Raw genomic sequence first — 11653 nt, forward strand, 5'->3', positions numbered from 1 at the left:
TCTGAAAGTTGGGTTCAGGGTTGCCAGCTCAGTGTTGCCCTGTCTGCTGATCCAGGGTCGCCGCGGGGGCGAGGTGCGGAGTTTCGAACAAAAAAGCTTCGTGGGCAAGCCCGGCCCGATAGGACAACGCGAAACCCCTGTGGGAGCGGGCTTGCTCGCGAATGCGATATTACATTCAACATGGATGTCGCCTGACACACCGCCTTCGCGAGCAAGCCCGCTCCCACACTCGATCGGTGGTGTTACCAGGGAATGGTCTCACCCCTGTAGTTCACAAAATGATGCCCGCCCTTGCCGGCATACGCATTCACCTGATCGATCAACCCGCGGGTGCTGGTTTCCACATCAATGTCCGCGCCTTCACCGCCCATATCAGTCTTCACCCAACCCGGATGCAGCGACAGCACGGTGAGTTTCTGTTCGCCCAATTGGGTGACGAAGCTGTTGGTCATGGAGTTCAGCGCCGCTTTGCTGGCCTTGTACAGCGCCAGCTCCGGCGCGTCGGGCATGGTCACGCTGCCCAGCACCGAACTCATGAACGCCAGCACGCCGCTGTCTTCACGAATCTGCCCGACAAATCGCTGGGCCAGATTGATCGGCGCCACGGCGTTGGTGAAGAACAATTGACCGACCTCGGCCAATGTCGCGCCGCCTGGCGTCTGGACCTCCGGCCCTTTGACTCCGGCATTCACGAACAACAAGTCGAACACTTCACCCTTGAGTTGTTGGCTCAGGGCGATGACCGCTTGCTGATCGTCCATGTCGAGTTTTTCGACTCGCACCTTGCCTAACGCTTGCAAGGCTTCGGCGCTCTGCGGGTTGCGCACGGTGGCGGTGACTTGCCAACCGTCGCCCAGCAGGGTTTTCACTAGGCCGAGGCCCAAGCCTCGGGAGGCTCCGATGATGAGTGCGGTTTTTGCCGTAGACATGAATGGCTTCCTTGATGGATGAGAATCACGGATTTAAAGGACAACGTTGACCGAGCCGATGTTGCAGTTCCTGACGCAAGACATCGAGTTCGGCGATGCGGGTTTCGATCAGGTTCAGTTTGTCTTGCAGCAGCTGGGTAACGGCATTGGCTGGGTCGGGCGCCTGCCACAGCGCGGCGACGCTACTGCCGATCTCGCCGAGGGTAAAGCCCAGCCGTTGAGCGGTCTTGATGTACAGCACCAGTTGCACCATCTGCGCCGGATAGTCGCGATAACCATTGGCGCTACGTTGGGCGGCGATCAACCCGCGCTGCTCGTAAAAGCGCAACGTATCGCGGCTGACGGCGCTGGCCTGGGCTAATTCACCGATGCGCATCTTGATGTCTCGAGAGGGCTTGACCCTGGAGCATACTCCAGGCTTTAGCCTTGTTGCTCCCTGAATTTATGGAGCAATGCCGATGTGGACTTCAGCGCAATATCGTCAAGTGGTGCGTGGCAGTGCGTGGTACGACCTGATCGTGACCGCTGCTTTTGTAACGCCGTGGAGTTTTGCGGCGTTGCATGGCGTGTTGTTGAGCCTGAGTCAGACTTTCAATCTGCCTGGCGAGCTACCGCCGTTCGAGCCGATGCACATGCTGATGGCGAATTTGTTGGGTTCGATTGTGTGCGTCTGGGCGGTGCTGCGGATTCGTGATCCGCAGCAGGTGTTTGGGCGGTATGACGCAGTGGGGAGGTTTCTGTTTTCGGCTTGGCAGCTGTATGCCTTGCTCCACGGCGCCAGTTCATTGCTGGTTGTTTTCTTGGTCTTTGAATTGGCGTGGGGCGTTGTTCAAGTGTTGCCTGTTCGGGCCTCTTCGCGAGCAAGCCCGCTCCCACAGGGGGATTGTGTAAACCAATAATCCAAGGTTCACCCGGTCCAATGTGGGAGCGGGCTTGCTCGCGAAGAGGCCCGTGCAGGCAACCACTAATGCCCGGCCTGCCACGGCTGTCCCAACGAAACCGGCGCATACAACCTTGTGCGCACGGCATCCCGGGACAGCAGCACCAACACCACAATGGTCGCGACATACGGCAGCATCGCCAGCAGGCTTGACGGAATCGCCAGCCCCAACCCCTGCGCCACCAAATGCAGGATGCTGGCGAGACCGAACAGATACGCCCCGAGCAGCAATCGCCACACCCGCCAACTGGCAAACACCACCAGCGCCAAGGCAATCCAGCCACGACCGGCGCTCATGTTTTCCGCCCACATCGGCGTGTACGCCAGGGACAAATAAGCCCCGGCCAACCCCGCCATTGCCCCGCCAAACAGCACCGCCAGCGTACGCACGCGCAACACCGGCAAGCCCATGGCACTGGCGGCGTCCGGGTTTTCTCCGACTGCCTGAATAATCAACCCGACGCGACTTTTCAGAATCACCCAGGCCACTAACGTGAACAGCGCGAACGACAGATACACCAGCAAGTCCTGAGCAAATAGCATCCGCCCGATCAGCGGGATTTCACTCAACAACGGAATCGCCACCGGCTCAAAACCCGCCAACGGTTTACCAACCCACGCTGCGCCGACAAAGGTCGACAGGCCCACGCCGAAGATTGTCAACGCCAACCCGGTCGCCACCTGATTGGCATTGAACACCAGTGCCACCAGGGCAAACAGCGACGACAACAGCATCCCGGCGAGCATCGCCAGCAACACGCCAAGCCAGAGGTTGCCGCTGTTCAGCGCGACGATAAAACCGATCACCGCGCCAAACAGCATCATGCCTTCCTGTCCCAGATTGAGGACGCCGCTCTTCTCGCAGATCAGCTCGCCCAGCGCCACCAGCAACAACGGCGTACCGCAGCGAACCATGGCGTAGAAAATATTGCTCAGCAGATCGATATCCATCACAAGGCTCCTGCGTGTACGGCGGTGGTTGGTGCACGGCGAGCCCAGCGCAAGTTCAAACGCGGTCGGTAGAGAATCAGCACGTCACTGGCCAGCAGGAAAAACAGCATCATCCCCTGGAACAATTGAGTGATGGCTTGCGGCAGGTTCATGCTCATCTGCGCGCTTTCGCCACCGATGTACAGCAGCGCCATCAACAGGCTGGAAAACAGAATGCCGATGGGATTCAGTCGCCCGAGAAACGCCACAGTGATCGCCGCATAGCCGTAACCCGGTGAGACTTGCGGCACCAGTTGGCCGATCGGCCCGGTGACTTCGCACACGCCGGCCAATCCCGCCAAACCGCCGCTGATCAACAACGCCAGCCAGATCAGTCGCTTCTCGCGAAAGCCGACGAAACCAGCGGCGCGCTTGTCCAGCCCAAGCACTTTGATCTGGAAGCCGACAAAGCTTTTCTGCAGTAACACCCACACCGCCACCAGCGCGAGCAAGGCGAAATAGACCCCGGCGTGAACCCGGCCGTCCTCCATCAACAGCGGCAGCCGACTGGCATCGCCGAACATCGCTGACTCTGGAAAGTTGAACCCGGCCGGGTCCTTCAGCGGGCCGTGGACGCAGAACAGCAGCAGGTTCAGGGCGATGTAATTGAGCATGATGCTGGTGAGGATTTCATTGGCGTTGAAGCGCGTGCGCAACCATGCAGTCAACCCGGCCCACGCGGCGCCGGCCAAGGTGCCAGTGAGCAGGATCAACACCAGCGCCCAACGGCTTTGCACGCCAATGATGTTTACCGCCAGCGCACTGCCGGCGAGGGCGCCAAGCAGCAACTGACCTTCGGCGCCGATGTTCCAGATCCGCGCCTGATACGCCACCGCCAGGCCCAATGCGCAGAGCAGAATCGGCAACGCTTTGACCAACAATTCGGAAACGCCGTACAAGTCGCTGATCGGTGCAATCAGCAACGTGTGCAAGGTCAGCAACGGATCGTGACCCAGCGCGATAAACAGCAATGAGCCACAGCCCAGGGTCAACACGGCTGCCAGTAAAGGCGAGCACCACAACATCAGGCGTGATTGCTGGCCACGGGGTTCGAGAGAAAGCAGCATGTGAAACTCCGTTAAAGCGCTACGGCGGCAGGTGATTGAGGTGTGTCGAACTGGCCGGCCATCCAGCCGCCGACGTCGCTCAGATGGGTGTCGACGGTGGCCTGCAATGGCGACAGCCGACCGCCGCACAGGGCGCCGAGGCGGTCGCTGATCTGGAACAATTCGTCGAGGTCTTCAGAGATCACCAGAATCGCCGCGCCAGCATCGCGCAAGGCAATCAACGCCCGGTGAATGGTCGCGGCCGCGCCGACGTCCACGCCCCAGGTCGGGTGCGCGGCCACCAGCAATTTAGGCTGCTGAAGGATCTCCCGGCCGAGGATGAATTTTTGCAAGTTGCCGCCGGACAGGCTGCGAGCAGGCGCCTGGGCATCAGGTGTCTTGACCCCGAAGCGGCGAATGATGTCTTCGGCCAGCGCTTCGACCTTGCCGCGCTGGACCAGGCCGTTGCTGACCAGCCCCTGTTGAAACGCGGTGAGCAGGGCGTTATCTGCCAGACTCAGTTCCGGCACCGCGCCATGGCCCAGTCGCTCGGCGGGGACGAATGCCTGGCCAAGTTTACGTCGAGCATCTGGCCGCAAATGGGCCACCGGTTGCCCGCCGAAACTGATCGTTGCGCTGTCATCGCGGGGCAACCGTTCTTCACCACTGAGCAAGGCCAGCAACTCATCCTGACCATTGCCGGCGACCCCGGCGATACCTACGATTTCGCCGCTGCGCACGTCGAGATCTATGTCCTTCAGTGAGCAGCCGAACGGGTCGGGGTTGTGCCAGGACAACCCCGTCACGTTCAAAAAAGCATCAGCGCCCATGACCTTTGGATAGTCGGTGATCAGCTCGGCGGCTTCACCGACCATCAATTGCGCCAGTTGCCGGTCCGAGCACTCCGCCGGCACGCAATGCCCGGCCACCCGACCTCCGCGCAACACCGTAGCGCTGTGGCACAACGCGCGCACTTCGCCGAGCTTGTGGCTGATAAACAGAATGCTGCAGCCCTCGGCGGCCAGTCGGCGCAAAGTGACGAACAACTCATCGGCCTCTTGTGGAGTCAGTACCGACGTCGGTTCATCGAGAATCAGCAGGCGAATGTCTTGCATCAGGCAGCGAATGATTTCCACCCGTTGACGCTCGCCGATGGACAGGCTGTGGACAAGTCGCTCCGGTTCCAGCGCCATGCCGTAGCGCTGGGACACTTCACGAATCTTCGGCTCAAGCTGCTTCGGTGTTCCTGCCGCAGCGCCCATTGCCAGCGCGATGTTCTGCGCCACGCTCAGGGTTTCGAACAGCGAGAAATGCTGGAACACCATGCCAATCCCGAGGCCGCGAGCCTGGGCCGGGTTGCGCATGCTCACGCGCTGGCCCTGCCAGATCATTTCCCCTGAGTCGGCGTGAGTGACGCCGTAGATGATTTTCATCAGGGTACTTTTGCCTGCACCGTTTTCGCCGAGCAGGGCGTGGATTTCACCGGGCGCGATGCTCAAGTCGATGGCATCGTTGGCCAGGCAACCGGGATAACGTTTGCTGATTCTGCGCAATTGCAGGCGGGGTATTTGATCGGGGATCGGCACGGGGTTGGACATGACAGGCTCAGGTCGACAGAAGTTATGCCTGGGGATAAAGCAATTTCCTGGCCATTGAGTCAGGAAATCGACAAAACCTTGCAAGGATAGGCGTTGTGACCGTTGCCTCGCGTTATTCCAACTCCGAATCTGGCACCACTTGGGGGCACATTCTTTGATCAGGCTCCGGTTTTGCGCGCGGCGAATTGATCAAAAAACGAGCAGTAGCCTGCAAGCTATGTCGGACATGGGCCTGCGCCAGCCATGAACGGGTTATCCACAGGTTGTTCCACAGTATTTGTGCGCAAGCCGACCGGAGGGGCATAAGCACTGAGGGGCTTTCTTCTAATGGCGATAAACCGCTCTAACTGATTGTTTTTACGTGGAATAAATGTTGTTGCTGGGGATTTGGATGAAAAATGAGCAAAGCCCGCAAAGCCGCATGACAGAAGGGTTACAGCGGAATGTGCTCAGGTTATCCACAGCCGGGTGCACAGCAGATGTGGGCAAGTATCGAATGCAGGGCAAATCGGGGCGCCCCAAAAGATCGCAGCGCCCACAGGCGCGTAGGAGCTGCCGCAGGCTGCGATCTTTTGATCTTTTATCGCTGCAACAAAATGCGCCCGCGACTCAAATCCGCTAGCTGCGTTTGCAAGGTATCTATTTGCCCCTCGCCGATCGCCAATTGCAGTTCCACGCCATTGGCCGTGAAGGTTTCCTCCACCACCAAACCGCCCAGTTCCGCCACCCGAAGTTTCACCAGCGCCAATTCACTAAATGCGCAGGCACAACTCACCGGCACCCGACTGATCAGCTCAACCTTCGACGCCCCTTGCAGGCATTTGTTGGCGCCGCCGCCATAGGCCCGGGCGAGGCCGCCGGTGCCCAGTTGAATGCCGCCATACCAGCGGATCACCAGTACCGCGACCTGATCGCAATCCTGCGCTTCGATCGCTGCCAGAATCGGCCGGCCAGCGCTGCCGCCGGGTTCGCCATCGTCATTGCTGCGGTATTGATCGCCGAGTTTCCAGGCCCAGCAATTGTGCGAGGCGTTCAAATCACTGTGCTGTTCGATGAACGCTTGAGCATCAGCTGCGCTAGTGATTGGCCCGGCGAGGGTGATGAAGCGGCTTTTGCGAATCTCTTCGCGGTATTCGCAAAAACCGCTGAGGGTAAAAGGCATAGGTGTCTTAGATAGCAGGCGTCAGGCCGCAGCCTTTGAGAATGATGCGGATCAGGTTGTTGCCGGCGTCTTCCATGTCTTGCTTGGTCAACTTGGTGCGCCCGGTGACACGGCAGATTTGCGTGGCAAAATCGGCGTAATGCTGGGTGCTGCCCCACAGCAGGAAGATCAGGTGCACGGGGTCGACCGGGTCCATTTTACCGGCGTCGATCCACGCCTGAAACACCGCGGCCCGGCCCTGAAACCAGATGCGATAGTCCTGGTTGAAATGCGCGCTCAGGCATTCGCCGCCGCTGATGACCTCCATGGCGAAGACCCGCGAGGCTTGTGGCTGGCGCCGGGAGAATTCCATTTTTGCGCGGATGTATCGGGTGAGCGCTTCCGCCGGATCGTCCTCGACGGTCAGGGTATTGAAGGTGCTGTCCCACAATTCAAGGATGTTACTCAGCACCGCCACATACAAACCGAGTTTGTTGGTGAAGTAGTAATGCAGATTCGCTTTGGGCAATCCGGCATTCTGCGCGATGGTGTTCATGCTGGTGCCTTTGAACCCGTGACGGGCGAACTCGTCTTCGGCGGCTTTGATGATGGTCTCTTCGTTCTTCTGACGAATGCGGCTGGCGGGTTTGCCGCCGTGGGCTGGGACTTCAAAGGTCATAGGCACTTCCGAACAGGTAAATGGGTGCAACCAGATGCGTTGATAGCGCACCCGCAGGCCGCAGACAAGTCCTGTCGCGATAAAACCTTGACCACCGCAATTCCACAGGGATTTTCTTGTTCAACGCGTCGCTGCCAGGCTCTCCAGAAAACTCTCCAGCACCAAGTGGGGACGACGGCCCTTGCGGGTGACCGATGCCAGACTCAGGTCATAAAAACGCGCCTTGGGTTTCAGTGCACGCAATCGGCCCTGCTGCACCCAGAGGCTGGCGTAATGATCCGGCAGATAACCGATGTAGCGCCCGGTCAGAATCAGAAATGCCATGCCTTCGCGATCCGACGCACTGGCGGTGCAATTGAGTGCCTGGTAATGGGCCTGAATCTCGGCGGGCAAACGGAAGGTCGGGGCGATGGCGTCCTGGCTATTGAGGCGTTCATCGTCCAGTTGTTTGTCATCGACATAGAACAACGGGTGGCCGACCGCGCAATACAGCAGCGAACGTTCGCTGTAGAGCGGCTGATATTCCAGCCCTGATAGCGCGCTGGCTTGCGGCACTACGCCGACGTGCAAGCGACCGTCGAGCACGCCTTGTTCGACTTCATTGGGCGCGATCATGCGGATCTGGATCTGTACATCCGGACCACGCTCCTTCAACTGTGCCAAGGCGTGAGTAATGCGCATGTGGGGCAGGGTGACCAGGTTGTCGGTCAGGCCGATGGTCAACTCACCGCGCAAGTGCTGGTGCAGGCCATTGACCTCGGTGCGGAAACTTTCCAGCGCACTTAATAACTGCAGCGCTGATTGGTAGACCTCGCGGCCTTCTTCGGTCAGGGAAAAACCGGCGCGACCGCGTTGGCACAGACGCAGGCCGAGGCGTTGCTCCAGATCGCTCATCTGCTGGCTGATCGCCGAGCGACCGATACCCAGCACCGACTCTGCCGCGGAGAAGCCGCCGCATTCCACGACGCTGCGAAAAATCCTCAACAGGCGGATATCAAAGTCACTGACTTGCGCCAGCGGATCGGGACGACGGCTGCTCATGCTTTGTTTACTCAAGTTTAGTAGCGGGCTGACTGAAGGTTAGAAAAGTTGGATTTCACCGACTTTATCTCCGTGGCAATTTAGCTGCAAGAAAGCTTTTCATCTCCACGCCGCTTATTGCCCTGCGAGGTTTTGCCCATGAACGTGCCTGAAAACGCCCCGACTTCCCTGGCCAGCCAGCTCAAGCTCGATGCTCACTGGATGCCCTACACCGCGAACCGCAATTTCCAGCGCGACCCGCGACTGATCGTGGCTGCCGAGGGCAGTTGGCTGACAGACGACAAGGGCCGCAAGGTCTACGATTCGCTCTCGGGTCTGTGGACCTGCGGCGCCGGACACACTCGCAAGGAAATTCAGGAAGCGGTGGCCAAGCAATTGGGCACCCTCGATTACTCGCCGGGCTTCCAGTACGGTCACCCGTTGTCGTTCCAGTTGGCCGAGAAAATCACCGACCTGACGCCGGGCAATCTGAATCACGTGTTCTTCACCGACTCGGGTTCCGAGTGTGCAGACACAGCGGTGAAAATGGTGCGTGCTTACTGGCGCCTGAAAGGCCAGGCCACCAAAACCAAAATGATCGGTCGTGCTCGTGGGTATCACGGCGTGAACATCGCCGGCACCAGCCTCGGCGGCGTGAACGGCAACCGCAAACTGTTCGGTCAGGCGATGATGGATGTCGATCACCTGCCGCACACTTTGCTGGCGAGCAATGCGTTTTCCCGTGGCATGCCGGAGCAAGGTGGTATCGCCCTGGCCGATGAACTGCTCAAGCTGATCGAGCTGCACGATGCCTCGAACATTGCTGCGGTATTCGTCGAACCAATGGCCGGTTCCGCTGGCGTTCTGGTTCCGCCGCAGGGTTACCTAAAGCGTCTGCGCGAAATCTGCGATCAGCACAATATCCTGCTGGTGTTCGACGAAGTGATCACCGGTTTCGGCCGTACCGGTTCGATGTTCGGCGCCGACAGCTTCGGCGTGACTCCTGACCTGATGTGCATTGCCAAGCAAGTCACCAACGGCGCGATCCCGATGGGCGCGGTGATTGCCAGCTCCGAGATTTACCAGACCTTCATGAACCAGGCGACGCCTGAGTACGCAGTGGAATTCCCGCACGGCTACACCTATTCCGCCCACCCGGTGGCTTGTGCTGCGGGCCTGGCAGCACTCGACCTGCTGCAAAAGGAAAACCTGGTGCAGAGCGTGGCGGAAGTGGCACCGCATTTCGAAAATGCGTTGCATGGTTTGAAGGGCTCGAAAAACGTCATCGACATTCGTAACTACGGGTTGGCCGGTGCCATCCAGATTGCGCCTCGCGACGGCGATGCCATCGTGCGTCCGTTCGAAGCCGGCATGGCTCTGTGGAAAGCCGGGTTCTACGTGCGCTTCGGCGGCGACACCCTGCAGTTCGGCCCAACCTTCAACAGCAAGCCGCAAGACCTCGATCGCTTGTTCGATGCGGTCGGCGAAGTGCTGAACAAAATCGACTGATTTTTCCCTCTATATATAGGCGTCCTCTCGCGGGCGCCTGTGGACAACTTTTCAGGAGCCCCGCATGAGCCTTATCCCGCATTTGATCAATGGCGAACTGGTGACCGAAGACGGTCGTACGGCCGACGTGTTCAACCCGTCCACCGGTCAGGCGATCCACAAGCTGCCATTGGCCAGCCGTGAAACCATTCAAAAAGCCATCGACTCGGCCAAGGCTGCGTTCCCGGCCTGGCGTAACACTCCGCCGGCCAAGCGTGCTCAGGTGATGTTCCGCTTTAAGCAATTGCTGGAACAGAACGAAGCCCGCATCGCACAACTGATCAGTGAAGAACATGGCAAGACCCTGGAAGATGCGGCCGGTGAATTGAAGCGCGGGATCGAGAACGTCGAGTTCGCCTGTGCTGCACCGGAAATTCTCAAGGGCGAGTACAGCCGTAACGTCGGGCCGAACATTGATGCCTGGTCGGATTTCCAGCCCTTGGGCGTGGTGGCCGGTATTACCCCGTTCAACTTCCCGGCCATGGTGCCGCTGTGGATGTATCCGCTGGCGATCGTCTGCGGCAACTGCTTTATTCTGAAACCGTCCGAGCGTGATCCAAGCTCGACGCTGCTGATTGCTCAGCTGCTGTTGGAAGCCGGCCTGCCGAAAGGCGTGCTGAGTGTGGTGCATGGTGATAAGGCCGCTGTGGATGCTCTGATCGAAGCGCCGGAAGTCAAAGCGCTGAGCTTTGTCGGTTCGACGCCGATTGCCGAATACATTTACGCCGAAGGCACCAAGCGCGGCAAACGCGTCCAGGCTTTGGGCGGGGCAAAGAACCACGCGGTATTGATGCCGGATGCGGATCTGGATAACGCAGTCAGTGCACTGATGGGCGCGGCGTACGGGTCGTGCGGTGAGCGCTGTATGGCGATCTCGGTGGCCGTGTGCGTTGGTGATCAGGTGGCGGATGCGTTGGTGGCGAAATTGGTGCCGCAGGTCAAAGCGCTGAAAATCGGTGCGGGTACGACCTGTGGCCTGGATATGGGGCCACTGGTTTCCGGTCAGGCTCGCGATAAAGTCAGTGGCTATATAGAAGACGGCGTTTCAGCGGGTGCAACCTTGGTGGTGGATGGTCGTGGTCTGAGCGTGGCCGGTCATGAGGAAGGTTTCTTCCTGGGCGGTTGCCTGTTCGATAACGTCACGCCAGAAATGCGCATCTATAAAGAAGAGATCTTCGGGCCGGTGCTGTGCGTCGTTAGGGTCAATAGCCTGGAAGAGGCGATGCAATTGATCAACGATCACGAGTATGGCAACGGCACCTGTATCTTCACGCGTGATGGTGAAGCAGCGCGGTTGTTCTGCGATGAGATTGAAGTGGGCATGGTCGGCGTCAACGTGCCATTGCCGGTGCCCGTGGCTTATCACAGCTTTGGCGGCTGGAAGCGTTCGCTGTTCGGCGATCTGCATGCTTATGGTCCGGATGGCGTGCGTTTCTACACTCGTCGCAAGGCGATTACCCAGCGCTGGCCGCAACGAGCGAGCCATGAGGCTTCGCAGTTCGCATTCCCTAGCTTGTAAGTAGCAGGGAGAAGGCCGACCTCTTGAGGTCGGCCTTCGTGTTTCCGGGCTTTTTTGGCCTATATGACAGAAATGTGAAAATTGGTGTTGACGGCAGATTCTGGAAGTCTATAATTCGCCCCACTTCCGGCGCAGTCGAAACGGAAAACTCCTTGGTAAACAAAGAGTTACGCAGTTTTCGATAGCGGTTACGCTTCAGTTCATCGAAGCCAGAAGGAGTTGGTAAGGCAGTGTGTTTTCGCT

12 protein-coding genes are annotated in these 11653 nt (G+C 59.0%); 3 read left to right on the forward strand and 9 right to left on the reverse strand.

The window, feature by feature from the left end; all coding sequences use genetic code 11:
• Positions 1–242: 242 nt before the first annotated feature.
• Both KVG95_RS09005 and KVG95_RS09010 read right to left on the reverse strand, forming a co-directional pair.
• Entirely contained in the window at positions 243–929 is a 687-nt protein-coding gene (locus KVG95_RS09005) for an SDR family oxidoreductase (RefSeq protein WP_217855783.1), read from the reverse strand.
• Between the two features lie 25 nt (positions 930–954).
• The gene (locus KVG95_RS09010) at positions 955–1305 is read right to left on the reverse strand and encodes a MerR family transcriptional regulator (protein WP_217855785.1); all 351 of its coding nucleotides are present in this window, start codon (positions 1303–1305) and stop codon (positions 955–957) included.
• A gap of 82 nt (positions 1306–1387) precedes the next feature.
• Between KVG95_RS09010 and KVG95_RS09015 the strand changes: the two genes are divergently transcribed.
• On the forward strand, positions 1388–1828 hold the full coding sequence (locus tag KVG95_RS09015) for a hypothetical protein (protein ID WP_217855787.1): 441 nt from the start codon (positions 1388–1390) through the stop codon (positions 1826–1828).
• Between the two features lie 65 nt (positions 1829–1893).
• Here KVG95_RS09015 and KVG95_RS09020 read toward each other — a convergent pair whose 3' ends face one another.
• The 6 genes from KVG95_RS09020 to KVG95_RS09045 form a co-directional block, all read right to left on the reverse strand.
• A complete protein-coding gene (locus KVG95_RS09020) occupies positions 1894–2820 on the reverse strand; it encodes an ABC transporter permease (RefSeq protein ID WP_038978830.1) in 927 nt (308 codons plus the stop codon).
• Positions 2820–3926, reverse strand: a complete 1107-nt coding sequence (locus tag KVG95_RS09025) for an ABC transporter permease (RefSeq protein WP_217855789.1) — start codon at positions 3924–3926, stop codon at positions 2820–2822. The genes KVG95_RS09020 and KVG95_RS09025 overlap by 1 nt, the downstream gene beginning before the upstream one ends.
• Positions 3927–3937: 11 nt before the next feature.
• Positions 3938–5503 (reverse strand): ABC transporter ATP-binding protein, encoded by a 1566-nt coding sequence (locus KVG95_RS09030; RefSeq protein ID WP_217855791.1) that lies wholly within the window; start codon positions 5501–5503, stop codon positions 3938–3940.
• Between the two features lie 580 nt (positions 5504–6083).
• Positions 6084–6665, reverse strand: a complete 582-nt coding sequence (locus KVG95_RS09035) for an IMPACT family protein (RefSeq protein ID WP_217855793.1) — start codon at positions 6663–6665, stop codon at positions 6084–6086.
• 7 nt (positions 6666–6672) lie between these two features.
• Complete coding sequence (locus KVG95_RS09040; protein ID WP_038978834.1) at positions 6673–7323, reverse strand: TetR/AcrR family transcriptional regulator; 651 nt, start codon at positions 7321–7323, stop codon at positions 6673–6675.
• Positions 7324–7443: 120 nt separating this feature from the next.
• The gene (locus KVG95_RS09045) at positions 7444–8364 is read right to left on the reverse strand and encodes a LysR family transcriptional regulator (RefSeq protein WP_008006295.1); all 921 of its coding nucleotides are present in this window, start codon (positions 8362–8364) and stop codon (positions 7444–7446) included.
• A gap of 138 nt (positions 8365–8502) precedes the next feature.
• Between KVG95_RS09045 and aptA the strand changes: the two genes are divergently transcribed.
• Together aptA and KVG95_RS09055 are read left to right on the forward strand one after the other, a co-directional pair.
• Complete coding sequence (aptA, locus tag KVG95_RS09050; protein WP_030128382.1) at positions 8503–9852, forward strand: omega-aminotransferase AptA; 1350 nt, start codon at positions 8503–8505, stop codon at positions 9850–9852.
• A 64-nt stretch (positions 9853–9916) separates the two neighbouring features.
• Positions 9917–11410: a CoA-acylating methylmalonate-semialdehyde dehydrogenase gene (locus tag KVG95_RS09055; RefSeq protein ID WP_007906810.1), complete on the forward strand. Its 1494-nt coding sequence runs from the start codon at positions 9917–9919 to the stop codon at positions 11408–11410.
• On the opposite strand, the gene KVG95_RS09060 is transcribed toward KVG95_RS09055, so the two are convergent.
• Positions 11400–11653: hypothetical protein (locus KVG95_RS09060; RefSeq protein ID WP_217855795.1), on the reverse strand; the 254-nt coding region annotated here is incomplete at its 5' end. The two genes, KVG95_RS09055 and KVG95_RS09060, sit on opposite strands and share 11 nt — an antisense overlap.

Source organism: Pseudomonas farris (assembly GCF_019145235.1).
Taxonomy (GTDB): Bacteria; Pseudomonadota; Gammaproteobacteria; order Pseudomonadales; family Pseudomonadaceae; genus Aquipseudomonas; species Aquipseudomonas farris.